Origin of the sequence: Pseudanabaena minima str. Chao 2107 (assembly GCF_051131155.1) — a bacterium.
Classification (GTDB): Bacteria; Cyanobacteriota; Cyanobacteriia; order Pseudanabaenales; family Pseudanabaenaceae; genus Pseudanabaena; species Pseudanabaena minima.
The window spans coordinates 1,602,305-1,628,746 of the sequence record NZ_CP159508.1 but is presented as its reverse complement, the minus strand read 5'-3'; the positions used below and the strand labels follow the sequence as shown (position 1 = coordinate 1,628,746).

Annotated in this window: 21 protein-coding genes; 11 read left to right on the top strand and 10 right to left on the bottom strand. The window is 41.6% G+C overall.

Annotated features, from left to right (window positions below; translation table 11 throughout):
- Positions 1-16 precede the first annotated feature (16 nt).
- Positions 17-2,326 carry an NACHT C-terminal helical domain 2-containing protein gene (locus ABM313_RS07235; protein WP_434686981.1) on the top strand — a complete coding sequence of 770 codons (2,310 nt, stop codon included), beginning with the start codon at positions 17-19 and terminating at the stop codon, positions 2,324-2,326.
- Between the two features lie 167 nt (positions 2,327-2,493).
- Here ABM313_RS07235 and gltX read toward each other — a convergent pair whose 3' ends face one another.
- The 3 genes from gltX to ABM313_RS07220 all read right to left on the bottom strand — a co-directional run bounded on the left by gltX (position 2,494) and on the right by ABM313_RS07220 (position 5,149).
- Positions 2,494-3,930, bottom strand: a complete 1,437-nt coding sequence (gene gltX, locus ABM313_RS07230; RefSeq protein WP_434686980.1) for a glutamate--tRNA ligase — start codon at positions 3,928-3,930, stop codon at positions 2,494-2,496.
- Positions 3,931-4,098: 168 nt separating this feature from the next.
- Positions 4,099-4,788: a phospholipase D-like domain-containing protein gene (locus tag ABM313_RS07225; protein ID WP_434686979.1), complete on the bottom strand. Its 690-nt coding sequence runs from the start codon at positions 4,786-4,788 to the stop codon at positions 4,099-4,101.
- 4 nt (positions 4,789-4,792) lie between these two features.
- Positions 4,793-5,149: a hypothetical protein gene (locus ABM313_RS07220; protein ID WP_434686978.1), complete on the bottom strand. Its 357-nt coding sequence runs from the start codon at positions 5,147-5,149 to the stop codon at positions 4,793-4,795.
- A gap of 157 nt (positions 5,150-5,306) precedes the next feature.
- On the opposite strand from ABM313_RS07220, the gene ABM313_RS07215 reads away from it, so the two are divergent.
- From ABM313_RS07215 to ABM313_RS07185, 7 genes are all read left to right on the top strand, one after another.
- A complete protein-coding gene (locus ABM313_RS07215) occupies positions 5,307-9,170 on the top strand; it encodes an NACHT domain-containing protein (protein ID WP_434686977.1) in 3,864 nt (1,287 codons plus the stop codon).
- Positions 9,171-9,240: 70 nt separating this feature from the next.
- The gene (locus tag ABM313_RS07210) at positions 9,241-9,474 is read left to right on the top strand and encodes an antitoxin (RefSeq protein WP_434686976.1); all 234 of its coding nucleotides are present in this window, start codon (positions 9,241-9,243) and stop codon (positions 9,472-9,474) included.
- A complete protein-coding gene (gene vapC, locus ABM313_RS07205; protein WP_434686975.1) occupies positions 9,471-9,875 on the top strand; it encodes a type II toxin-antitoxin system tRNA(fMet)-specific endonuclease VapC in 405 nt (134 codons plus the stop codon). Before ABM313_RS07210 ends, vapC begins: the two co-directional genes overlap by 4 nt.
- Complete coding sequence (locus tag ABM313_RS07200) at positions 9,875-10,096, top strand: type II toxin-antitoxin system HicB family antitoxin (RefSeq protein WP_434686974.1); 222 nt, start codon at positions 9,875-9,877, stop codon at positions 10,094-10,096. Before vapC ends, ABM313_RS07200 begins: the two co-directional genes overlap by 1 nt.
- An 11-nt stretch (positions 10,097-10,107) precedes the next feature.
- Positions 10,108-10,434, top strand: coding sequence for a nucleotidyltransferase family protein (locus ABM313_RS07195; RefSeq protein ID WP_434686973.1), 327 nt, complete (start codon positions 10,108-10,110; stop codon positions 10,432-10,434).
- Positions 10,403-10,882 carry a nucleotidyltransferase family protein gene (locus tag ABM313_RS07190; protein ID WP_434686972.1) on the top strand — a complete coding sequence of 160 codons (480 nt, stop codon included), beginning with the start codon at positions 10,403-10,405 and terminating at the stop codon, positions 10,880-10,882. Before ABM313_RS07195 ends, ABM313_RS07190 begins: the two co-directional genes overlap by 32 nt.
- Before the next feature lie 59 nt (positions 10,883-10,941).
- The gene (locus tag ABM313_RS07185) at positions 10,942-13,332 is read left to right on the top strand and encodes an NAD-binding protein (RefSeq protein ID WP_434686971.1); all 2,391 of its coding nucleotides are present in this window, start codon (positions 10,942-10,944) and stop codon (positions 13,330-13,332) included.
- Between the two features lie 49 nt (positions 13,333-13,381).
- Here ABM313_RS07185 and ABM313_RS07180 read toward each other — a convergent pair whose 3' ends face one another.
- The 5 genes from ABM313_RS07180 to ABM313_RS07160 all read right to left on the bottom strand — a co-directional run bounded on the left by ABM313_RS07180 (position 13,382) and on the right by ABM313_RS07160 (position 18,618).
- Complete coding sequence (locus tag ABM313_RS07180; RefSeq protein ID WP_434686970.1) at positions 13,382-14,722, bottom strand: SLC13 family permease; 1,341 nt, start codon at positions 14,720-14,722, stop codon at positions 13,382-13,384.
- A gap of 672 nt (positions 14,723-15,394) precedes the next feature.
- The gene (locus ABM313_RS07175; RefSeq protein ID WP_434686969.1) at positions 15,395-16,570 is read right to left on the bottom strand and encodes a pentapeptide repeat-containing protein; all 1,176 of its coding nucleotides are present in this window, start codon (positions 16,568-16,570) and stop codon (positions 15,395-15,397) included.
- A gap of 92 nt (positions 16,571-16,662) precedes the next feature.
- Positions 16,663-17,373 (bottom strand): helix-hairpin-helix domain-containing protein, encoded by a 711-nt coding sequence (locus ABM313_RS07170; RefSeq protein WP_434686968.1) that lies wholly within the window; start codon positions 17,371-17,373, stop codon positions 16,663-16,665.
- 17 nt (positions 17,374-17,390) lie between these two features.
- Positions 17,391-17,726, bottom strand: a complete 336-nt coding sequence (locus tag ABM313_RS07165) for an NINE protein (protein ID WP_434686967.1) — start codon at positions 17,724-17,726, stop codon at positions 17,391-17,393.
- A gap of 304 nt (positions 17,727-18,030) precedes the next feature.
- A complete protein-coding gene (locus ABM313_RS07160; RefSeq protein WP_434688402.1) occupies positions 18,031-18,618 on the bottom strand; it encodes a Uma2 family endonuclease in 588 nt (195 codons plus the stop codon).
- 312 nt (positions 18,619-18,930) lie between these two features.
- Here ABM313_RS07160 and ABM313_RS07155 point away from each other — a divergent pair, with 312 nt between their 5' ends.
- From ABM313_RS07155 to ABM313_RS07145, 3 genes are all read left to right on the top strand, one after another.
- Positions 18,931-20,205 carry an aminotransferase class V-fold PLP-dependent enzyme gene (locus ABM313_RS07155; RefSeq protein ID WP_434688400.1) on the top strand — a complete coding sequence of 425 codons (1,275 nt, stop codon included), beginning with the start codon at positions 18,931-18,933 and terminating at the stop codon, positions 20,203-20,205.
- Between the two features lie 88 nt (positions 20,206-20,293).
- The gene (locus tag ABM313_RS07150) at positions 20,294-20,896 is read left to right on the top strand and encodes a lysostaphin resistance A-like protein (protein WP_434686966.1); all 603 of its coding nucleotides are present in this window, start codon (positions 20,294-20,296) and stop codon (positions 20,894-20,896) included.
- A 53-nt stretch (positions 20,897-20,949) separates the two neighbouring features.
- Positions 20,950-23,370, top strand: coding sequence for a SpoIIE family protein phosphatase (locus ABM313_RS07145; protein WP_434686965.1), 2,421 nt, complete (start codon positions 20,950-20,952; stop codon positions 23,368-23,370).
- A 250-nt stretch (positions 23,371-23,620) separates the two neighbouring features.
- On the opposite strand, the gene ABM313_RS07140 is transcribed toward ABM313_RS07145, so the two are convergent.
- Together ABM313_RS07140 and ABM313_RS07135 are read right to left on the bottom strand one after the other, a co-directional pair.
- Positions 23,621-23,896, bottom strand: a complete 276-nt coding sequence (locus ABM313_RS07140; protein WP_094531843.1) for an HU family DNA-binding protein — start codon at positions 23,894-23,896, stop codon at positions 23,621-23,623.
- Between the two features lie 205 nt (positions 23,897-24,101).
- Positions 24,102-26,363 carry a transglycosylase domain-containing protein gene (locus ABM313_RS07135; protein WP_434686964.1) on the bottom strand — a complete coding sequence of 754 codons (2,262 nt, stop codon included), beginning with the start codon at positions 26,361-26,363 and terminating at the stop codon, positions 24,102-24,104.
- Between the last annotated feature and the right edge of the window lie 79 nt (positions 26,364-26,442).

The window sequence follows — 26,442 nt, the reverse complement described above, 5'->3', positions numbered from 1 at the left end:
TTCCTTATGATAAGTTATGTCAACTATGTTTCCCCAAAAATTTCTGATGCGAATGGCGCAAACCCATCAGCTTTCCGCCGATCAGGAAAGTGTTTTCCTATTGAGATTTGGGGAAAATCGTGATGATCGCGAAGTTGCTAGCTTTTTGGGTATTTCTGAAGAAGCCTATCGCAAGCGGATGGGAGAAATTTATCGGAAGTTTGACATCAGTGGTAAGGGACCTGGTAAAAATAATCGTCTCTTGCATATTTTGCAAAATTATCTAGATGCCGAAAGTCCACAGAGTGAACCAACCTCATTGATTGCTAACCAATCTCCATCTAATCAGGGGGTTGTTTCCTTAAATATTGATATTGAAGAACTGGTGCAGCAACTGCGCTATCGCAGTCGCCAGATTATCCAAGAGCGCTGTGCCACCATGCGAGTTTTGGATATGTCGCACCCGATTGATCTGGAAAATATCTATACAGGAACAGATGTTCTCGAAAAAATTACGAGCCGTCGGCGTTTGGGAATTGCTGATTTACTGGCTACTTATCACGGGCGCGATCGCATTGAAATGGGATTGCTGAATGAAGATCGGGTGTCGAGCATAGAGGCTTTAAATCGTTATCGCAAACTGATGTTGCTAGGCAAACCAGGGGCTGGCAAAACGACGCTGTTAAAATATACCGCCTTGAAATGTTCGCAAGGTGAGATTTTTAGCGATTTAGTGCCGATTTTTGTGACATTGCGTCAGTATGCAGGTGTTGAAACTCAGCCAAGGTTACTAGATTATATTGCTCAAGACTTTCATGCTTACAACATTGGTGATGAGCTAACGATTAAACAACTTTTACAACATGGACGAGCGATTCTATTTTGGGATGGACTGGATGAAGTCCGCGAAGATGATTTGCATCGTGTTCTCGAAGATCTGCGGAGTTTCTCAGAGCAGTACTATAGCAATCGCTTTGTAATTACAAGTCGATTGGGAGCGCAGGAATATGTATTTGAGAAGTTTACGGAAGTTGAGGTGGCGAACTTCCGTCCATTGCAGATTTCTCAGTTTGCTCAGCGATGGTTTGCTGGTAATTCCCGACATACTGAGCTTTTTTTGCGAAAAGTAGAAGATAATCGTCCTATTCAAGAATTGGCTACTAATCCTTTACTGCTCACACTCCTATGTTTAGTATTTGATGAATTTGGTGATTTTCCCACCAATCGTTCGGAACTCTATCGCGAGGGATTAGATGTATTACTCAAAAAATGGGATGCCAAACGCAATATTGAACGACATCAGATTTACAAAAATCTATCGATGCAACGTAAAGAAGATCTCTTGGCGCAGGTTGCCTGTACAACCTTTTATCAAGGAGATTATTTCTTTCGGCAAGTCGATCTGGAACGCTATATCACCGATTACATTCGCAATTTACCTAAGGCGCATACCGATGAGGAGGCGTTACAACTAGATAGTGAAGCAATTATTAAAGCGATAGAATCTCAACATGGGTTGTTTGTGGAACGCGCCAAGGGAATTTATTCTTTTTCGCATTTAACTTTTCAGGAATATCTAGCGGCGCGGGAGCTTGTTTATAACGGCAATCAAGATACGCTGACTTTGCTAGCTAGTAAAATTACTGATCACCGTTGGCATGACATTTTGCGTCTGGCGGTGGGGATGATGCGATCAGCTGATGACTTATTGCAGTTAATGAAAGACTACTGCGATCGCTTGTTAATAGGAGATTCGCAATTACAAACCCTATTGCAATGGGTCAACCAAAAAGCCGAATCTGCTCAAGTTCCCGATCGCATTCAGTCGGTACGTGCTTTCTATTTGACTCTGGGGAGAGCGATCGCTCAGAGCGATCCGATTAATTTGGCAAACGTATTAGCGAGAACTCTCGTACTTGACCTTGATCTTTGTCAGAATCGCAATCTAAACCTTGATCTTGCCTTTGATTTGGCGAGGGCGTTAGAAACTAAAGATGGAGAAGATCTCGGACTTGATCTTGATCTTGATCTTAGTCTTGCTCTAGAGTACGCCCAAGAAATGCAAGAACCTCACTTAGCTAATGCTTTAACAGAATTGATCGCCAACTGTCCTGATGATGCTGATAGTGATGTGCAATGGCAGAATTGGGCAAATGATCTACGTCTACAGACCGTCAATCATCGTAACATTGGTCAAAGCTGGGACTTCACCCCCCATCAAATAGAACTTCTACGTCAATACTGTAATGCTAACCGTCTATTAGTCGAATGTCTCGAAAGTGATTGCTATGTGCGTCAATCTGTTAGACAAGCGATCGAGCAAAGTTTGTTATTACCTACTACTTAAAAACTGATGTTACGTGGAACTCAAATGATGAATCTCTTGCTGCTAGCATGACAGGGCAACCACGGGGGGATTGCCCCTACCTATAAATTTTAGATCTTGTAGGGGCTGCGCCCCCGTGCCAGCCTTAGACTTACGTGCTCACAAGAATTCCTTCCACGTAACATCAGTTATACAGTTAAGGCGCGTTGTAAACGGGACAATGCTAAACCTTTACGATGAAGTAGTACAAATGAGGGCAAGATTTCTGGCCCATGCAGATCGCCTGTGAGGGCTGCCCGTAGAGACTTCATCACGGCTCCTTTCTTGACACCTTGAGACTTAGTGACTGTTTTAATTACTTCGCCAGCACTATCAGCATCTAAATCAGTAGTTTCTTTTAGCGCTTCAATCAGGGCTGTAATGATACCTGCGATCGCATCGCCTTGGAGAGTAGTCTTCGCTTCATCGGTATAGTCTTCAAACTCAGTGAAGAAGAACTTGCTAATCGTCGCGGCATCGGTCAATAGAGTTAAACTTGGGGCGATTAGTTTGGTCAAGTCGAGTAACCATTGACGATCGACAGATTCCAGATCATAGCCAGTTTCCTTGAGAAATGGAGTTAGGCGATCGCATACATCTTCTGTTGGTAAAGAATGCAAATATTGGCTATTAATCCAATTTAATTTATCCCAATCAAATTTTGCCCCTGCCTTATTGACGCGATCGAAGCTGAAGATTTGGGATGCTTCTTGGAGGGTGAAGAGTTCCTTGCCATCGCTAGGCGACCAACCTAATAGCGCCATGTAGTTATTGAAAGCTTCGGGAATATAGCCCATATTCCGAAATTCCCAAACGGAAGTTGCGCCATCCCGTTTGGAGATTTTTGCGCCTTGCTGATTGAGAATTAGGGGTGTATGTCCAAACTGTGGTGGTGTTGCGCCTAATGCTTCGTAAATGAGAATTTGCTTGGCGGTGTTGGCAATATGATCTTCTCCACGAATAACTTGGGTGATCTGCATATCGATGTCATCGACAACTACGGCAAAGTTATACAGTGGTAAGCCGATATTGCCTTGCTCATCAACACGGGCAATCACCATATCACCACCAAGATCGCTGCTGCTCCATGAGACATTGCCGCGTACTAGGTCATTCCATGCAACTGTGCGTGGTTCCTCAATGATGAAGCGAACTACGGGGCGACGACCTTCGGCTTCAAAGGCTTGGCGTTGTTCATCGGTAAGGTTGCGATGGCGATTGTCGTAGCGTGGTGCTTGTTTGTTGGCTTTTTGCGTTTCCCGCATTTCCTCTAGTTCAGCTTCGGTGCAGTAGCAAAAGTAGGCTTTTTTCTCGGCTAAAAGTTTATGTACGGTGGCAATATAGCGATCGCTGCGTTGTGTTTGAAAAAATGGTCCCTCGTCAAAGTCGATCCCCAACCATGCCAAGCCTTCTAAGATATTTTGAGTATATTCATCCTTAGATCTTTCGCGATCGGTGTCTTCGACTCTGAGGATAAATGTCCCGCCTTGGTTACGGGCATACAGCCAGTTAAATACGGCGGTGCGGGCTGTGCCGATGTGTAAGTTACCCGTTGGGCTTGGTGCAATACGAACTCGAACAGACATGAATTTGTAAACGTTATAAAATCCAATTATCCTTCATATCACGCAACGGTGGCTAAATAAAGCTGCAAGTGTAAAGGCTCAGATCTCCGACTTTTTTTGTGATTAGTAGAATTGTTCGGTGATAGCAAAGAAAAAGTCGGAGATCTTGATCGCTTTGCAACATAAAATTCATGCTGTCAATCTTGCGGTTGAGAACAAATCAGAGCCTGTGAGATCGATCGCTTGGTCGTAGCGATTAATCAGTTTTTGGATGATTTCTTGATTTCGGTGAATTGTGCCTGTTTCATCGCCTTTGAGGTCGGGATAGGCGATCTTGAGATTGGGAATGGTGGAACTGAGGATGTTGTGACTGCCGACGTAGGCAAACTTGCGATCGCAGACAAAGTATTTGCTATGTCCGCCTGTGAGTTTGAGGTGGAGGCGATCGCTGTAGCGTTTTTGTAGTTGGAAGAGTTTGGACATGGCGCTATAGCGATATTGGGCTTCGGCGGCGAAGGTGAGGTTGCCGTGACGGTCTTTTTTGATGACAGTGCCGAGGTCGTATTGGTAGCCCCAGCCGAGATCGATTTGTACGCCTTGGTCGAGGGCATAGTTGAGCCGTAGCATCAGGTCGTTGTCGATCGCGCGATCGCTTGCCCAAGGACATTTGATTACGACTCGTTCTTTGGCTTCTTCGAGTGCTTTGAAGAGATGGAACCGTCCGCCAGTTTTCTCAAAGACGATTTCGGTTTCGGGTTGAGTTTGCAGCAGTCCCAATTGTTCGAGAAACTTTTGCGGTGGAAGGTTGTATTTGTCGATCATGATTTGGGCTTGTTTGAGCAGTTGGGAGGCGGCTCTGAGGTCTTTGGCGTTTTGCATAGGTTTATTTTCTGGCTTTGCGTTTGCTGTTGAAGTTCCAATAGGTGGTGAGGATTTGGAGGGTTTGCAGGTCTGGTAAACAGATGACTTGCAAGCCTCTAAGGGTGTCGGTGAATTTGGCGTAGGGACTGGTTTTGAGTTGGCGATCGCTTAAGGTGTAGACGATCGCGCCGTGGCGATCGCTGCGTTGTTGTCCGTAGGCGATGGCGACGCGGATCATGTCGTTGCTGATGGCGCGTTGTTGTTGGCGGCGTTGGAGGTGGTTGTGGTCTTTGGGGTTGCGAATGGGGGTTAGGGCGATCGCTTGATCGAGGAGTTCATCGGTGGCAGCGATCTGTTGGATTTGTTTGTGTGTGTTCATTGCCTAGTGAAATAATTTGAACACTTGCAGATTAGCTAGAATATTGCTGTCACACCAGACCAGACCAGTTCAGTAGTAAGTGACCTTTTCTGACCTTTTAAATTTTTGCTGGTTTCCGTAAGCTTGTGCTTGTAACTGGTAGGGTATTGATAAGTTAATGGCATACATTAATCAGACTATGAGCGTAAAAGCATCTTCTGAAGGTATTCAAAAAGTTCGGCAATGTATGGCTGAACTAATAAGACCAAATAATCGTGATGAAAAAGGCTGGACGATACCTGACTTAGCCGAACGTTCGGGCGCGGGTGAAAGTACGGTAAAAAGATTTTTGAACGGAAGACCAGTTAGGTTTGATTCACTGGTTTGGATTACGGAGGCTGTAGGTTTAAAGCCTGAAGATGTAATTGATGCGCCTTTGAATGAAACAGAGGCAAGCATAGTAAATTGGATCGCGATTTGTGGGGGGATGTTGGCTAAACAGAAAGAGGCTAGGCAATTGCGGAAAGAGGCGACTGCTATTGGTGCGGAGGTGAATGTTTATGTGCCACTCGATCTTTTGGAACATAAAGAACAGACTCGTAGTAAGCAAGATAAAGCAGATTCAGATCAGCGCAATCAGTATCAAGAACGAAAGGTTGTAAAAACTTATGAGCATGATAATTTCTTACGATCGCTGACTGATCGGCAGAGTAAAAATAAGCATATTGCGATCGTGGGTGAGGCGGGGGCTGGTAAAACTACGTTATTAGCAAGAATTGCTGATGAGTTGAATAAAAAACAGAAGTTACAAATTTTTGTGAGTTTGGCAGATCTGCAAGGGCGATCGCTAGATGATCATATCTATGGGAAATGGCTATCTGAGGCGCTAGGTATTCAAAAAGATTCTATAAATCCAGAGCAAAAAAACGATCTATTTCAACAGTTTCAATCTGGTGCGATTTGGTTGCTGTTGGATGGTTTGGATGAAATGAGGGCTAAGTCTTCTGCGGATGCGTTAGAGAAGATTAAATACGAAATTAAAGAGGTGATTGGTCAATCGCGAGTGGTGTTAACTTCTCGGTTAAATGTTTGGGATGCCTCTCTGAATGGATTGTCAGGTTTTGATACGTTCAGAATGGGAGATTTTTCGCCTGAGCAAGTGGATCAATTTATTAGTGATTGGTTTGTTGAGGCTGGAAAGCCTGAAAGTGCGCCAATTTTGCAAGCTAAGCTCAAGGAACCTAATCGCGATCGCATTCGGGATATGGTAAGGCATCCTTTACGGTTAGCTTTGTTGTGTCAGGCTTTTTATCGCGATCTGAATACCGAACTTCCTGAAACGAAAGCGGGATTATATGAGCTATTTGTTCGTTATTTTTATGAATGGAAGCCTAATATTGTTGATGAAGATTTAACTCAGGACGCATTACGAGAAGAATTGCATCTTGCTTTAGGAAAACTAGCGATCGCTGGTATTGATGGTGATGCAGGTTTTCGGCTGTCGCGTAGTTTGGCGGTTAAGGAGATGGGCGATCGCTTATTTAAGTTGGCTAGTGATGTTGGTTGGTTAACTTTGATCGAACGTGATGAACAAGACCAAGAAGTTTATGCTTTTTATCATGCTTCTTTTCAAGAGTATTTTGCTGCTTTAGCGATCGATGACTGGAATTTCTTTGTCCCTCGTGAACACATAGATCGACTTGTAAAAGGGAAGTATCGAATATTTGAGCCTGAGTGGGAAGAAACAATAAGACTTTGGGTAGGAAGAGAGTGTATTTCAGAAGCTAAAAAGACAGCTTTTTTTAAAGCTATTACTTCATTTAAAGATGGTTGCGGTGACTTTTACTACTATCGAGCATATTATTTAGCAGCATTACTTACTCCACAAATTATCAATGTTAATTCTTTAAGTATTTTGATCGATAAAATAGTAAATCAAATAATAGTATGGCAATTTGGTTGGTACGATCAAAAGAATCTAGAATGGCGTACATATTCAAAGATAATTCCATTTAAAGATGATTTATTTTTAGAGAAAACGTATAGCCAAAGATTGATTAACATACTATTTTCCAATCTGAATACATTGAGGTATCAAATTTTAGAGTATTACAATCTACATTTTTCAAAAATTCATACAGATATTTTTGATGACATATATCGACAAGTTAATTCAATACCAAATAAGATTTTTAAGATAACAAGATATATATCTAACTTTACTAAAAATAGTTCGTTGTTTCTTGAAACGGCAATAGAAAATTGTATTAACAAAGAGTATCCATATGATCGTTTAATATTTGAAGAACTCATTGGAATTATAGAAAACAAAAAAAATGTCAAAAAACTTCTAGGGATTTTATTGGCTCAAAAACAAGAATATGAAAATTCAAAAGATGAAAATTGTTTAAATACTATTGGTTTTCTAATTCTATGCTTAGGTAAGACAAATGTTTGTAAAAATGAAGTTATTTATGAGTTAACTATTATCCTAAAAGATATTAAATATAAGACATTACACTGGAGTGTAGCAGAAAATATATGTAACATTGATAATAACAATGAATTAGCCATATTTAAATTAATAGAGCCTTTAAAACAGAATGAATGGATAGATGGTATATCTGAAATCCTCAAAAAATTTGCTGTAGGAAATAAGCAAGCTATAGATTTACTGGTAGAGATTGTTTTAAATAATCATATACAAACAAATGCAAGTTTTCTAGCTGTTGAATGTTTAAGCAATATTTCTGAAGGAGACGAGAGAGTTGTCAACATTTTATTTGACAAATTGCAAATAGCTATAGATATAGAAAAAGATCTTTTAAAATTAGATGATATAAATGAATATTTAAGACAAATTGAAGATGTAGAAGCTTCAGTTAGTAATATTTGCAATTGCCTTTCTAATATTGTAAACAAAAGAAATAGTGAAGAGGTTATAGATAAGCTTATATCTATACTGAATTTGTTTGATGATGATGAGATTCGTTTGGATATTACTCAATCTATAGAAAGAATTAGCCCTAATAATCCAAGAATTGCAAATGATATATCTAATATTATAGGAAATATTAAATATCAAGCACCATTCATGGAATATACTATACAAATTTTTAGGAGTAACCAAAAATTAGTGAAACAATTAGAGGAGATATTGTATGCCAATTTTTTGAAATCAAAAAATTATGATGAAAAAGCTAGTTTTGCGAAACTTCTGAGTTCGATTAGTAATGATTCAAAATTAATTGAAGCATTTTCTCAAATTATATTAAATTCTAAGAATGAAAAAGAAAAAAATGTATTTGCTGAAATACTAGCAAAAATTGACTTAGATAATTCGATAGCAATTAATCAATTAATAATTGCAATTCAAAGAGACACAGAAGAAGATTCTTTTGTTAATTCAAAATTTTTACTTCACGGCATAAAAAGCAAAAAAACAATGAGAAAAGTGGTTTTGTCATTGAGTAAATTCATCAATAATTATTCTCATAACAATAATTTTGATAATGATAAGCAAGTGATACCAACCAATACAATCAATTGTTATAAAGTCCTTCATCACTGTGCTGAAAATATGAGCTATCCAGACTTTTATGAAGCATGGCATTCTCAGCCCACATCTACCCACCCCGAAATTGCAGATACCATCCCTTCAAACAACACAAACAAAATTCAAACCTTAGAAAGTCAACTTATAGATTGTGAAGCAATCCAAAAAGGACTCGATCGCAATACTGACCACCCCGAAATACGCTGTTTAGTTGTCGATATCCGCCAACTCGAACAAGAAAGCGATCCTAATGTAATCGCAAAGAAATTAACCAACAAAATTTTTAATTCTATCGGTCGTAGGATTCCAGTAGTTCAAGATGTCTCTTGTTTAGAGCGTGAATTACTTAATCTAAAGTTAGAGCCTGAATTCAAGAAATTAGCGATCGCCCTTTATGGCAAAAGTGCTAATGAGGCGATTAATCAACTCTGCCAAAACCCTAGCACCAATTCAAATACGCCTATTCACAGGAGAACAAACCAGTGAACAACTCACAAATGAAGTCAAAGCTTGGCTTAGAAGAATTAACTTAGAATACAACTAGGAGAACAAACCCATGAACACCGCCAAACTCAGAATGCAAGGCAACGAACAACTAGCCGTATTACCAGACGGATTTCAACTAGTCGGCGAAGAAGTCTATATCAAAAAAGTTGGCAACGCGATCATACTTATCCCCAAAAACAACCCTTGGCAAACCCTCTGGAATAGCCTCGATCTCTTCACAGATGACTTTATGGAAACTAGAGAACAACCTCCATTACAAGAAAGAGAGGAGCTATTCTCATGAGATATATGCTCGACACCAATACTTGTATTTACATCATCAAACGCAAGCCCAAAGACGTTTTAGAGAAATTTCAAACCATCGCACCCTTTGATATTGGCATCTCATCTATCACCGTAGCCGAACTAGAATATGGAGCCGCCAAAAGCCAATTTCCCGATCGCAATCGCGCCGCCCTTAACCAATTCCTAATCCCATTAGAAATTGTCCAATTTGACGAACAAGCCGCAACCATTTACGGAAATATCCGCGCAACCCTAGAGCGATCGGGCAAAATCATCGGCGCAATGGACTTGCTCATAGCCGCTCATGCTCTGAGTTTAAACCTAACCCTAGTCACCAACAACACCAAAGAATTTAATCGAGTTCAAGATCTAGCACTTGAAAACTGGGTGACATCGTAATGAAAGATTATCACATCAACATTTTCTACAGCGAAGAAGACGAAGCTTATATTGCCGATATCCCTGACTTGAAATATTGCTCAGCGATCGGTGAAACTCCACAGCAAGCCCTCAATGAAGTAATTCTTGCTAAAACCGCATGGCTAGAAGCAGCAAAGTCAGAAAATAAGACTATCCCAGCACCTCGTTATCGCCCCATAATTTATCAAATCGTTGCCTGAAAACTTGATGTATGAAAACTCAGAATATAATAGTACCTAAACAAGAAATTGCTCTAATCTGCCAAAAATGGAACATCCAAAAGCTTTCATTATTTGGTTCAGTACTTCGTGATGACTTCAGCCCTACCAGTGACATAGACATACTTATCGAATTTCAAACAGGTAAAACCATCGGATTCTTAAAACTTCATCAACTAGAACAAGAACTATCGAAAATATTTGACGGTAGAGCGATCGACCTTGTTACCCTAAAATCAATCAATCATCGCTTACGCGATCGCATCCTAGCCGAAGCAGAGGTATGTTATGCAGAAACCATTAACTATAGAAATTCCTGAATCATTGCAACAAAAGCTGATTGAAATCGCCAATCAAAGCAATGTCACCTTTGAAAGCTTCATTCTCGGCGTTCTCGATCGTGCTGCGGAAGTTCCTAATCATTCCATAGGCACACCACTCAAAACTCTAATAGAAATCCAAAACATACTCACTGATCTAAAATCCGAACTAATAGATAAATATCATGTTAAGCAACTAGGAATCTTTGGTTCCTATGCTAGAGGCGATTACAATTCAGCCAGTGGTATAGATATACTGGTGGAATATGCTCAGAAACCAAGCTTATTTGACTTAATCGAACTAAAAGACTACTTAAGCGATCGCCTCCAAATGAAAGTAGATCTAGTCACAAAAGATGGACTCAAACCCCAAATCAAAGAAAAAATCTTAGCAGAGGTCATCTACTTACAGGATATAAAGCAAAGAGCTAAGATAACCTGCTATTAATGTTCATGGTTTAAGATTAAAGGTTTGCAAAGTTACTAGTTTGAGAACGTGAATAAAGAATGCGATCGCTTGCTGTATTAATTAAAACTTGCTTACTTGACCTAGAAATCAAAGTAAATGTCACAGTCAGACAAAAGCCTCAAGAGCTACATATTTTATTAGAGTCTACTTATTTTGGCGATCGCCGAGTGTTAGTGGAGGCGATCGCTAAATGTTGTCATGATTTTGACTATCGTAATTTTAAGGCAGCACGAATTTATGCATTTTGGTTTGGACAGCCATTACCACAATGGATCGAAACCATAGAGTTTGATCAGGATCAACAGTTAGCAAACAACGAAGAAAAAGAAACTCCAAAGCCAACTATCAATTTAGAGACTAATGTAGGCGCAGAGAGTGAAAGTGTATGCGATCGCTTTATCGTTTGTGGCTTAGGCAGTCTAGGACAGCATTCAGTCTTTAACTTAAAGAAATTTGCCTATCGCGAATATGAAGTAAAAATTTGTGCGATCGATAAAGTCCAACCAGAAATTATGGAGTTTGATAACTTCTCAGAATTCCTCGATCAATCGATAATTTTGGGAGATTGTCGGCGCTCTGAGGTTTTAATCAAAGCAGGAATCGATAACTGTCGAGCGATTTTACTAGTCACCAGCAACGAGAATGTAAACATTGAAACAGCGATCGCTGCCCGTCGGCTCAATCCCAATGTGCATATTGTCGTTCGCTCCTCCCGTCAAAATCTCAACCAGTTACTGAAAGATCAATTAGGAAACTTTGTCGCCCTTGATCCTGTAGATCTCCCTGCTGCCTCCTTTGCCGTGGCAGGCTTAGGCGGAGGGACATTAGGATTATTTCAACTTGGCGATCGCAAATTACGAGTAGTAGAACGTTGGGTAGAGGCAAATGACTATCGTTTTCTGAGAACACCTGCTTATCTCTTACATAAAAAGAATTCTCGCCTATTGAGTATTACTGACCATAACTCCGATCGCCTCTTCTTTCAATGGGAGCCTGATACAGTTGTCCAAGTTGACGATCGAGTTGCCTTCATTGAATTTGTGGAAAATGATTTCTCCTCACCTAGCCGACTTTCGCAACTAACTGATTTTTCTGTTCATCCCAGTTCTTCAGCTTTGCAAAAGATTGATCAACTATTACTCAAAATTACAGGTTCCGCATTTTGGAAGTCGAAATGGCATCAGATTAGCTCTTGGTTTCAAGCGGTGCGATCGCGTCGGCTCATTCTATGGGGCGTGATCACAGCAATTACCCTATGGGGAATTAGCTCCGTAGTCTTATTCTTTAACGTGCCGAATATTTCATGGCAAAAGGCGATTTCGGCAAGCATGATTTTGTTATTAGGAGGATTTGGGGATGTATTTGGAGGACTAGGTGAAGATCAAGTACCTCTGTGGGTGGTGATATTTTGCTTGTCCATTACCTTGATCAGTCTACTATTTGTTTTGGGAGTAGTCGGATTGATTGCCGATAGCATTCTCAGTTCCAAATTTGAGTTTTTTAAGCGATCGCTACCTATACCTAGTCGCGATCATATTATCCTGATTGGATTTGGTCGGCTAGGTCAGAGAATTGCAGATATTCTATTCAAATTACAACTTCCCTTTGTGATCGTTAGTGAAAATCCCCACGACTGCGATCTGGCGGACAGAGTACCTTGGTTTACAGGCAATATCATCGAAGAGTTATCAAAAACAAATCTAGCCACAGCTAGGAGTATTCTCTCGGTCACTGACGATCAGATGCTCAATCTCGAAACTGCTTTGCTAGCCCGTGATGCCGCCAAAAGAATTAATCGTCAAATGAATCTCGCTATTCGTACCTACGATCGCTACTTCAGTGAAAATCTAGCCGAACTTCTGCCCAGTTCTCAATCTTTTTGTGCCTATGCTCTATCTGCTGAAGCTTTTGCAGGAGCAGCATTTGGCGAGAATATGTTAAGTCTATTTCGCCTCAATCAGCGCACAGTTTTAGTTGCAGAATATATCATTTCCGAGAACGATACATTAATCGGCAAAAATCTTTCGCAAATTGCCTATGGTTATATCGTTGTGCCAGTTTATCTAAAGACTAGCGCTCCTAAAGCTGATGGACATAGTGAGTTCTATATGCCATCTGATGATGAGGTGATGAAAGTAGGCGATCGCCTGACGTTATTAGCTTCAATTTCAGGGCTGAGGCGCATTGAGCTAGGTAACCTCCATTTACCAAAGCGTTGGCAGCTACGCGCTAAACCTCCTCTCAATTCTAGTGTCTTGCTGGATGCTGGCAATAAGCTCAAAAATATTTCAGGTTGTGATCTGGAGATTGCGCGGCGCTTTATGCAAAGCCTCCCTGCGGCGATCGAGTTACCAATGTATGACACGCAGGCTTATCGCCTAGGACAAGCTCTCATGCGATTACTGCCAATTAAGATCTATCCTTTATAGCAATATAAATGAAGGCTGCGCGAAGCGCAGCCTTCATTTATATTGGTCATCAAAAAATCAAAAATCGCAAGGTGACATAGAGCGCCGCAACTACAAGTTGCAAAATCATTACAGGAATGCCATAACGCAAAAACGTTCTAAATGATATTCTCCGCCCATGTTGCTCTGCAACACCTGCGGCGACAATATTTGCCGAAGCTCCTACTAAAGTTCCATTTCCGCCAAGGGTTGCACCATACATCATCGCGTAAAACAGAGGCAACACGATCGCTGGTAATTGTCCTGCAAAATCTGGAGAGATAATCTCCGAACCAGCTAAACCGACATTAACCACATACTGCTTGAGTAGGGGAACCATCGCCACCACAAGGGGAATATTGGGGACAACGCTGGAAATTAACCCCACAAAAAAGATCAGAACAATCGAACCAAGAGCAATATTTTTCCCTAAAATTACTCCCAAAATTCCCGACATACTGCCGATTACTCCTGTTTTTTCCAGACCTCCAATCAGCACAAAAAAGCACATAAAGAAAATTAAAGTACTCCAATCTACGTCTCGCAGAATATTCTGTACTGAGTCAATTTTGCTATGGTGTGACAGCAGCATTGCAAGAGCAGCGCCTAGAAGAGCCACAGTTGCTGGGGATACAGGAATCGGTAATGATTCACCAATTACAAAAAATATCAGCACAAAGGCAGTGATAATTGCCCCAACAAAGAGAGTCCGTGGGTGGTTGATCTTAGGATGCGGAAGACTTTCCAGATTTTCTAACTTCTTGTGCCAGATTTTGCGAAATAGAAATGGTAAAGTTGCGACGATCACTACTAAGGCGATTACCCCACCGAGACTTAGCTGTAACAAATAATCCATAAAGCTCATATTGATGGCATCACCAACGATATAGGTGACGGGATCACCAACGATGGTCAATAAGCCTGCGCTATTTGCTACAAATACCATCAAAATGAGTAATGGCACGAAATCCACGCCGATTTCCTGTGCGATTGGGGGGATTAACGGGGCAAGCAACATTACGGTTGTAGCATTGGGTAAGATCGCACAGATTGGCGTAGTTAAAGCCACAATTCCTAGTAGCAAGCGATCGCCTCTTCCTTTTGCCCAAATCACCATTTTTGTAGCAAGATAATCAAAAACTTTAGTTGGCTCAAAGGCGCGTACCATCACCATCACACCAAAGAAAAGCCCTAATGTGCCATGACTTTTACCAATATATGCAAGGGCTTCAGGCATGGTCATCACGTTAGCAACGATCAAGATTAAAGCGCCCAAAAAAGCAGCGATCGTAAAATGTAGCCACTCAGTAATCAGTAGAAAAATCACACTGATAAAGGTAACTAGCGACACTATTGCTTGCCAAGTTGCCATTCTATTTATTAAATCTGTATAAAATATAGCTGTCAGTAAAGTTAGGTTATAAGACCTAGAAAGTAAAGGATGCGATTATACACTGCCTTTACTTTCTATACCTACATATAGCAGTCCTATATCATTTGTGGATTTTTTTTGTTTGTGGAAGGACACCCCGAAGGGGTGTCCTTCCACAAACCATTTAGGATTGCTATATAAAGTGGTCTAGCTATTTTATATGTTTAAAACCCTGACTGGGTTTGGTTCTTAATCCGCAAAGAAGCAAAGATTGGGGCTTAGACACCAAGCCCTGACCTTTACAAACAGGTAGGGATTTGGTCGCCAAATTCTCTTTCAAGATGATATCGAAACATGGTGACTATCTTTTTTCTGCGTAACAACAGTTAGTCATATACCAAACCTCAAAATGGCGTAGCCATTTCGAGTTTTAAAAACCCTTACTGGGTTTGGTTTTTAATTCGCAAAAGTGTTGTCACACTTTCGTGAATTGGTAACACCTGATGTTACGTGAAACTCAGAGAATGAATCTCTTGCTGCTAGCACGACAGGGCAACCACGGGGGGATTGCCCCTACCCTAATAATTTGATTTTGTAGGGGCTACGCTACAGGGCAAGCCCTAAACTTAGATGATTGCAGGCATTCATTCCATCCACGTAAGATTAGTTATGCTACAAGAAAGTTGTGATGACTTGAGGAGACAGGGTTACAAAAGAATTATTTTGTAATAGATCAGTTAATGCTTGACTTGGTAAATTAATCGCCTCTAATAGCCTTTCTCTAAAAGCGATATTTTCCTTGGCTTGATAGCGAATTTCTAATTTGAGGATGGCAAGGCGATCGCTTTCTGATGCATCAGTATAACGTTGTGAATATTGCTCAGAAAGCTGTTCAAAAATTTGATGCAGTTCTTCAACGAGAATATGTTCTTGTAAAACCTCAGAACCATACTTCTCTAATTCAGAACCTTGATTTACCTTGCCCACTAATTTGACAAAATCACCTTGAGCAAATTTTGCCTTAGGATTAAATGGGCGGCGATCGCTATATTTCCTGAGAATGTAATCAGGCAAGCTTCTCAAGAGATGCTTTAAATAGATAGAATCACAGATCACCTGATCCAACTTAGTATCACGGTCAATAATCCATTCTTCAATACAGGCTCCCGTCAGATTTGCAAAACTAAAGTCAGATCCTAGAGCCTGCGATCGAAATAGATCAGCACCCTCAAGACTTGCATGAGAGAGATTCGCCTTACTAAGATTTACCGAAAATAATCTTGCTTTCTGTAAATTTGCTCCACTGAGATTTGCCTCAAAAAGATTTGCAAAATCCAAATTTGCTTCACTGAGATTCGCACCGCTGAGATTTGCTTCTTTGAGATTGGTTTGGTTGACATTCACAAAAGGAATGGTGTTTCCAGACAAGATTGCCTGAATATTTTTGGCTTTGACAAATTCTGGTATACCGAGACTGAGATTAGCTTTATGTAAATTAGCATTGCTAAGATTCGTATTGCTAAGGTTCGCTTCGCAAAGAAGTACTTCGGTTAAATCTGCATTCTGGAGCGTTGCATTTTGAAGTTCAGCACCACTCAGCGATGCACCACTCAGATTCGCTGCATTAAGATTTGCACCACTCAACTTTGTGCCAAATAAAGTTGCTTCACTGAGATTAGCATTGCTGAGATTGACTTCGCTGAGGTTAGAGCCGCTGAGATTAGCTTTACGCAGATTTGCGCCACTGAGATCAGATTTCTCTAAGTTAGCTCCAGCCGCACTAAATCTGTGACCTTTCTCGCCTTGACTTTCTAACCATATTTGATGCTTGGCTAAATTTTCTTTCAAAGATGTTCTAAAAATCAACATAAATAAGCCTCTAACAATTAAACAATTAGGAGCGGCGCAAAGCACCGCTCCTAATTCTATTTAAGTAAGTTTTAAGTGAGTTGGCGATACGCACTAAAGGGAATGCCAGTACGCTTTTTGATATCCATAATCGATTTAAATTCACCCCGTCGTTTTCGCTCCTCAGCGATCGCGATCGCTACATTGGGTTCCATCCCAATCGCCATCAAGTCGTCAGCAGTCATGGAGTTAACTCGCTTCCATGAATAGCCTGATTCTTGGCGATAATCATAGCTAAAAACAACCATCGATTCAATTTTGTTGAGGGTTGCGTTAGGAATTTCGAGAATGTCATGTAGTTCTTCTAAACTAGTGAAGATATGCCCTTCAGCCCTTAATGAATCAATATCGTTAGCATAAACAATTGGTAATCCTAAAACGTTTACCAAGTCATTTTTGGAGCAGCTATTGATATCAATCTTGGGACGGGTAGCGGCGATCGCCTTAAATAGTTTTTCATCTTCAGGCAATGGTAAATGCTTTGGATAAGTCTTGGTTAAATACTCACGTTTTAGGGCAAAGGCGGTTGCAATTTGGGCAAACCAAATGATCGTCGCAAAGCCAGAAAGATACGGGGATGAGTAGAAAACAATTCCAGCAGTGACAAAGCCTGCACCGATACCAATCCAAACATTCGAGCCAGACTTGACACCAGCATAGGCGATCGCACCACCACCCAATGCTGGTACAAAAGACCACCAAACCCATGATGGCGTTTGATCAAACCATGAAGGTTGAGACATAATCTTAAATATTTTTTCTAAATATTTTTAAGTAGCTTTTTTCGTTTTTCTTCGTACTCTTCAGCTGTGATTATACCGTCATCATAAAGTCTTTTGAGATCACCCAGTGCTGCGGTAGAGTCTCTAACCGATGCTGTCGCTTGATTTGTCATACCGTTAAATCTACGGTTAAATTCAGTATCAGCCATTAACAACAGCATAATAAACTCAATAAATGCCGCAAGAGAGGGGATGCCTGTCCAGCAAAACAGGAGGTAAACGATTCCCCAACCAGATTGTCCTAGATAAAATTTGTGCGCTCCAAATGCTCCCAAAAAGAAACACCAAAGAATGGCATTAGTTCTGGTTCTCATTACTATCTCCCTCTTAAAACTTGGTTAATGTGTAACTACAGGCTTATCTTACAGGCTTGGAAATCTTCTTAGCTAGTAAATATACTATGAGGATTCCCAATTTTGCCTCTAGTAAAACTATGGAAATTTGCAGATAAGGATGCATATCGGGATTGGCGTTAAGGGCAAACACAGCTAGCCCTACGAAAGCCAAGGGTAAAAATCTCAAGTTTTTGACTATGGGTTGCACGCTCAAATTTTTAAAATCAAATATCATTGCTTTCTCTATGCAAGAGCGGTCTTTAAGATCATGCCCTATTTATATTTAAAACTCAACACCTCGATAGATTTCTGCGATCGCTAGTTCAATATTTAAAGATTTCAATACAATTGACTGATCTAAACCATCAAAATCACTGTAAGTCCAGACTTGTGCTTGCTTACTATAATGTTCCACAAAAATTTTGTTTTGGCGAATTAAGAGATATTCACAGAAACTAGGAATAGACCGATACATCCGAAACTTATCTGTGCGATCGTATTCCTCTGTCGATGGCGAAAGCACTTCTACAATTAGAACTGGATTTAAAACTTCATCCTCGCGGCGGGACGCATCCCCTTGGGACTCGCCATTAAATTGTAAAGCCCCTTCAAAAACCATCGCATCTGGATATACACCGCGTCGATAGTCAGGAATCCACAGACGTAAATTATTGTTGATTGCTTCAAAGTTCGTATTTTGCAACTTTGTATCTAGAAGACTGAGTATATTTCGACTAAGACGGCTATGTTTAACAGTTCCACCATTCACTGTAATAATTTCTCCATCGTGGTATTCACATTTTTCTTCAGAGGTATCGGCGATCGCGCGATATTCATCGAGACTGTAATGGCGCTGAATGGTGGCAATCATGGAGTTGTAACTGAAAGACAACATTGATATTCTAGCGCCATAGCCGAGCATGGATGGAGATGACAACGCACGCAATGTTAGAACCCAAGAGAGAGTTGCCGCGCGGAGCGCGGCAACTCTCTCTTGGGTTTTATACACTTGGCGACAGCTATACCAACATTTTTGTGAATTTAAAAACAAACCTAGTAAGGGTTTTAAAAGCACAAAATGGCTTAGCCATTTTGTGCTTTGGCATAACTTGCCTTATTTTTACTTGGCTGCAAGTAGCTATAGAATAGGTAATAGCTGAATATTTTGTAGGAGTTGGCTTTGATTTCTTCAGCAGGACTTTCTGATAGTTTGGATTCTGACACTTTGGAGCGCGATCGCGAAGAAGACCTATTCGTGCATCGATCTCATTTTCCTGCTTTAGGAGTTGAAAACCGCACTTACTTTAACTATGGCGGACAGGGGGTGATGTGTGGGGTTGCCCTAGATGCAATCAACCAAAACTTTCGTCATATCGAGTCACTGGGTTGCTTTTCTAATGCTGCTGGGGATTGGATGGTGTCTGAATATAATGCAACGAAAACTGCGATCGCCAAGGAATTTCAAGTCAGCCCCACCACAATTACCCTCACCGAAAATACGACTGTTGGTTGCAATATTGCTCTGTGGGCTGTGGATTGGAAACAAGGAGATCGCTTATTGCTCTCAGACTGCGAACACCCCGGTATTATTGCGGCGGCTGTCCAAATTCAAAAACGATTTGGCATCGAAATTGACTATTTCCCTTTGACTAATACTCGCAATGCTAGTGCTGACGGCAACGATAGTGAAACCGTTGTGGAGTTATTAGTACAGCATTTGCAACCTCAAACGCGGATGGTAATGCTTAGCCATATTTGTTGGAATACAGGACAAGTTTTGCCATTAAAGGCGATCGCTAAGGCTTGCCACGATCAAAATGTGTTAGTTGCCGTTGATGCTGCTCAGTCTGTGGGTGTGTTGCCCTTAAATCTGGCGGATATCGCGGCGGATTTTTATGCTTTTACTACCCACAAATGGTGGTGTGCGCCTCTAGGTTTGGGCGCTTTGTATATTCGTCCAGAGATTTTTGAGGTGATCGAACCAGTATTTGTGGGTTGGCGTGGTCTCACAGGCAAACTCCCTATTCCGCAATGGCGGCAAGATGGGGCAAAGTTTGAAGTGGCTAGCTCCACCTATGCACTCTATGAGTCAATGCGAATTGCGATCGCCCATGCTAATAGTTGGGGAACTCAACTGCAACGCTATCAACGCATTTGTCAATTAAGCAAAATTGTCTGGGAACAGCTAGATGCTTTACCCCATATTGATTGCATAAGGCAACTACCTCCAGAGTCAGGACTGATCTCCTTTAAAGTTAATCAGGAATTAATCCCAAGCTCATCTCCGAGTGTGATCGCCAACAAATCCCATGCTTTAATTGCCAAACACTTGGAATCAGAACATCAAATCTTGATCCGTGCACTTCCCGATCCTGATTGTTTAAGGGCTTCAGTTCATTATTTGACTTCTATCGCTGATATAGAGCGGCTGATCTCAGTCTTTGCCACTATAAATTAAAATTCTCTTCCCTAACGTCTTCTTTCTAAAACAACGAGAATTGTCAACTTCAGTTAAATCCTTCAGTTAAATCCCCCAAGTCTCTACTATGTCTCTATTTTCTCAAGCACCTCAACAAACTCCCGACAAAAAAGAACAAACTCTATCGCGATCGCAGGTACTCATTGCGATGGCTGTAACCGCAATTATCTTTTTGGGAATCTCTAAAGGTTGGGTCTACTTAACAGGTATTCCCATGGTTCCGTTAAATTGGCAGCCAGAACATGCTGCGATCGGTGCAGGCATTGGCATCGGTGTCGCTCTACTTAGCAGTTTAATTTATGAAATATGGGAAAGTTACCGTATTGCTGCTCAAGAATATTTAGAAATGGTACTCAAACCCTTAGAACCCATCGATCTAATTTGGCTAGGGTTGTTACCAGGATTGAGCGAAGAAATGCTATTTCGGGGTGTGGCTCTGCCAGCACTCGGCATGAATGGAATTGCGCTGATTATTACCAGTGTTGTATTTGGAGCACTGCATATGGCAAGTACTAAGCATTTGTCATATACGGTTTGGGCGATCGCCGTCGGCATGATGCTTGGTGCAGTCACGATGTATACAGGTAACCTGTTATCAGCGATCATTGCTCATATTCTCACCAATTCGCTTTCAGGTATTATCTGGAAATATAAGCAATCTAAAAACTAGAGACAGAGTGAAGCTTCCGCTCTAAGTTTTATTTTTTATGACAACTATACTTTATGAAAAAGTTAGCGTTATTTCAATTCAAGAGTATTACCCATCGCTTGATCTTTGGTTGTGTAGTTGCGGCGATCGCTATTTATGGGGTTTCATATTGGCACGCCCGCCAACTCATGCAGAAAACTGCTGGTACTTGGATCATTGATCTTACTCAGTCACGGATTGACAACGCTACCCATAATGTAGAATCAAAGCTGCGAGGTGTAGAAAGGAATGTATTGTTATTAATGACAAACATTCTCCAAACAGAGCAGAATTTTAATAATGTTCCCAAAGATGAGTTATTGCGACAGCTTAAATCGTTGGTTGAACAACAGTCTGAAGTCCAAGCGATCGCCCTAATCGAATTACCAAATAACCCTATAGAAAACTTGCCCATAGGTTGGAGTTACAATCGGCAAGGAAAATTTAGTAACCTCAATGTTAATGAAGCAAAAACGTGGTTGAATCAATGCGATCGTGCTGTTGCCTCTAACCAAACTCCTAATCAAATTTCTAATCAATCCTTTTGGTCACAACCGCATTCTTTAAATGTGTCAATTGGCAATGGATTAAGTAAACCGAAGATTACCTATTGCGTTCCTTTATCGCCAGAACCGAATATTATCAATACTTCTAGCAGTAAAACAAGTCGCTATCTGGCTGTTGAAATCAATTTGGATTGGTTACCTCTCTTAATTAACGAACAATTCACCGATACTGAAGAAATAAATTACCGTGAGCTAGGCGACCCATTTGTGGTCACTGCATCAGGACAACAGTGGCTCGTCAAACCTAATAGATCTCAACAAGTTCAATCATGGCTATTTCCCCAAAACACTCAAGGGAGCGAATTGCAACTTAGCTTGATTCATACCAAAGTTAATCCTCAAGGAACTCTAATTGCTAAAACTGTTCCTTCCTCAGATTGGATTGTTGGTACTATATTTCCTGCTGACAAGTTAGAGCAATTCCAGCAGAAATACCTCTGGTCGATCATCTTTTCGATGTCAAAGGACATGGTATTGATGTGTGTGGTGGTGGCTCTGATTTCGCAACTGACTACCAAACCCTTACGGGCTTTGAACGTGAGTACCGAAGAAATGGCAAAGGGCAATCTCGATACAACTTTGCCAGAAGCTACTTCCAATGATGAAGTAGGGCGACTAACCCATTCCTTTCGGCGAATGCGCGACTCATTGGTGCTGCATATCCAAGATTTGCAAGAAACTACCGCAGCAAAGCAGAAACTGGAAAGTGAACTATCGATCGCGGCTCAGATTCAGCGAACGATGTTGCCACGCATTGGTGTGATTAAAAATTCAAATCTGCCCTACGATATCTCGGCAGTATTAAGACCAGCGCGAATTGTCGGTGGGGATCTTTATGACTTCTTTCTATTAGGAAGCGATCGCCTTTGTTTAATTATTGGTGATGTCGCTGACAAGGGGTTCCCATCGGCGCTACAAATGGCAAGAACCATCACTTTAATTCGCACGCTCACTAAAATAAGCAGTACGCCCAGCGAGATCTTGAGTACAGTCAATCGGGAACTATGTGCAGAAAATGAAGATTGCTTGTTTGTGACGGTTTTTTGTGGTGTATTGGAACTCAGCAGTGGCAAGTTTACCTATACTAGCGGTGGGCATGATGCACCTATCTTAGTACGCGATCGCCTTGTGCAATGTCTAGATTTAGAAACAATGCCACCATTGGGTCTGTATGAAGATTCTATATTTGAACAGCATGAATTCACCCTTCTTCCTAATGATTTGATCATATTTTATACTGATGGCATTACCGAAGCGATGAATGCTGATGGGGAGATATTTTCTGAATCTCGGTTAATCGAGATGATTGCTTCTTATCCACCAACAAATACAGCTAGAGCCGTTCGCACAATTCAGCATTTTTGTCAGGAGTTTGTTGCTGATGCTCCACAATCAGATGACATAACTCTATTAGCTGTGCAATATCTACCGTCAAATCCTTTTTTGCAAGTGACCAATGTTATGGAATGGAAACTGACTCTCAATAGTGTGTTAACAGAATTGGAAGAAGTTAAGCAAGCCTTAGGTAAAATTCTACACGCTGCGAATTTGACTGTAGAAATCATTGAAGATGCTCAGTTGATTACAGAAGAGATCTTAGTCAATATTATTCAGTATGGGTATGAAAATCGAAGTGATGGTCATATTGACTTACGAATAGAAATCAATGACCAGCATCTAACCATGACCTTTGAAGATAACGCAAGACCTTTTAATCCTCTTACTGAGGTTGCTACGCCTGATTTAGATAAAGATGATGACGCGCGATCGCTGGGTGGATTTGGTTTTTTCTTGGTGCAGGAACTAGCCGAGCAAGTGGATTATGCTTATCGTCATGGCAAAAATGTTTTGACTGTTGTAGTAAAAAAAGAGTTAGCTAGTACAAACTAAAACCCAAGAGTCGATTGGCGGCGCTTTGCGCCGCTAATCGATTCTTGGGTTTTATAGTTGTCGCCAGTCTTAAACCCAGAAGGCGAGTTGCAGCGCTTTGCGCTGCAACTCGCCTTCTGGGTTTTGATTAGTCCTAGTACAAAGTAGTAACAAAAAATGCGGCGCTTTGCGCCGCATTTTTGGGTTTGGGAGCGAAAAAATAATTCAGAAAAAGGGATTGCGCCCTTTTCTTGAATTTTGAGAAATTGCATTACTCAACAACTTTTTCTTTAAATTGCTTACCAGCCGAAAAGGCAGGAACACGAGTGGCGGCAATCACCATTTTTTCACCAGTGCGAGGGTTACGACCTTCGCGCTCTTGGCGATCGCGTGGCTCGAATGAACCAAAGCCAACTAAAGTGACGCGATCACCTTCAGCCACAGCATCAACAATTGATTCGAGGGCAGCAGTAACGATCACTTCAATATTTTTCTTGGATACGGATACCTTTTCGGCGATCGCATCTACTAATTCACCTTTATTCACAGATATAGCTCCTATGTCGCTTGAGATTAAGACGTAATTTTTTCAGGATTGCTATCAGGATTGCAGTGGTGCGAAACTCCTCTGCACAATCCATAAGACGGAATCAATACTACAGCACCTATGGCAGTCGTCAAGCGCTTTTGACAAAAGTTTCGCAAAAGTTTTTAAACCAGTAGAGATTATGGTTTGCATAATCTCTACTGGTTTAGCGTACAGCTTGCCGCATATAATCACCCCAAACCTGCGCGGCAACTGCACTTGAGCCACTTGTAACCCCCTCATCATTACCAAGCCAAACGGCTGTAACTAAGTTTCGCCTTGGTACAGCACCAATAAACCAAAGGTCTCGACCTTCGTCAGTGGTTCCCGTTTTGCCAACCACAGTACCTTGAGGAATCGCCGCCGATCGCCCCGTACCAAATTGGACAACACCGCGCATCATATCCACCATTGTGCTAGCGACACCAGCATCGATCGCCTGACGTGGCTTTACAAAGGTATTCGCATCAAAAATGACGCGACAGGTACTGCGATCTTTAGGATTTTGACAGTCAGTACTGTCGAGAATACGTTTGATGGCGTGGGGTTTGATGTACTTACCTTCGTTGACAACGGTGGCATAGGCTCCTGCCATCTCTAAGATTTTGACTTCATTACCCCCTAAAACCATGTTGCTCGTTTCATCGAGTTTGGCGGTGATCCCTAAGTTCTTTGCCATTTTCACCACATTATCTAAGCCTGCGCTATCAGCAACCCTGATCGCTACGACGTTTTCTGATAGGGCAAAGCCACGATACATGTCGATCGCACCGCTACCGCCATTGTGACAGCCAATAATCCCTGAGAGGGCGCTGCAAGAAAATGTAGTGCTAGGGGAAATGCCGCGATCAATCGCCGCCGCATAGCTAAATAATTTAAAAGTTGAACCTGGTTGGCGTAGGGATTGGGAAGCACGGTTAAACTGGCTTGCCTTATAGTCAACACCACCTGTCATCGTTAGTAGTGAACCATCACTACTATTCACGGTTACAATTGCTCCTTGGCTAAATCCGTAACTGCTACCATCACGGGCAACAGCGTCACGTAAAGCCTCATCGGAAGCCTTTTGCATGGCGAGATCGAGGTTTGTCTCTACGATTAGATTTCCTTCCCGCGCAAAGTTATCGCCGAGGATATCCTGTAACTCTTCAAACACATAGCTGTAGTAATAGGGCGCAACTGAGCCTTGCAGCTTAGTTTTGGCTGCTTCATTGAGAATCAATACCGATCGCCTTGCCCGTTCGGCATCTTTATCGGTAATCATCCCCAATTCCGCCATCCGATTGAGAATGCGATCGCGATATTCGATCGCTAAGTTTTTGTTTTTAAAGGGATTAATCGTTTCGGGGGAAGGCAACAGCCCGACTAGGGTTGCGGCTTCCGAGAGAGATAATTCTGAAGCTTCTTTGCCAAAATAAAGTTTGGCTGCATCCTTAAAGCCATAAACGCCATAGCCCGTATAGGCTCGATTGAGATATAGCCGCAGGATTTCTTCTTTGTTATAGGTAAATGTGAGTTTAATCGCCGCCGCCGCCTCACGCCATTTGCGTCCTGCGGAGTCATCTGTCCCCACATAGGTTTTGCCTAGTAAGTTTCTCGCTAACTGCTGAGTGATGGTGCTAGCGCCTTCTAAGCGCTCACCCCGACTACGCACATTGGTGACGATCGCCCTCGCTACACCCACAGGATCAACACCAATATTCCAATAGAAGGAAGTATCTTCGGAGGCGATTACCGCTTGCGGAATGAATTTTCCAAATTCACCAAGACTGGCATATTCTGTATGATTAGCAATATCCGTGGGATCAAGGCGCTTGATATTGTCACCTGCTAAAACTTCTACAGGTCCCTGTTGCGTTACAGGTAAAGGCTTAAGATCAGGAACCCGACTAAGTTCATAGCCGATCGCTAATACCAGCATTCCTGCGATCGCGCCAATACCGATTCCCGTATATTGCACCGTGCGAATATACCAAGGTGGCGGGTCAATATAGCGAATTGTGGCGGCTTCGGCTAGTTCAGGAGGACCTAAAGTAATCGTCATTTTGTGACGCAGTGGCACGGACTTAAGGCGCTGCTTTTGACGATAAATGCCATTGGTCGAGTCTTGGTCTTGCAGAATAAATTGGGCTTTCTTTTGGGTGCGATCGCGGACTAGTTGCGCGTGAACTTGGCTAACTAAGGGAGTTTGCACGACAATATCGCATTTGCCCGTACTACGTCCTAATATGTAGCGATCACCCACTAATTCATAAATTTCAGGCTTATCTTTTTGCGATCGGCGTACTTCGAGTTTGGGGACACGCTCTTTGGGATTAATTTTTAAAACACCATTAACCACCTGTGTAAGCTGATGGATCTGGGTCATCAACTTAGATTTAGGTGGCTTAGGCTGTGATGGTGGTTGTGGCGATTGTGGCGATTTCATAGGTAGCTAGGACGCTAAATTTGAGGGCGTGGTTTCCGATTATGCTCTCAAATTTAATTATGCACTTAAATAAAGAAGA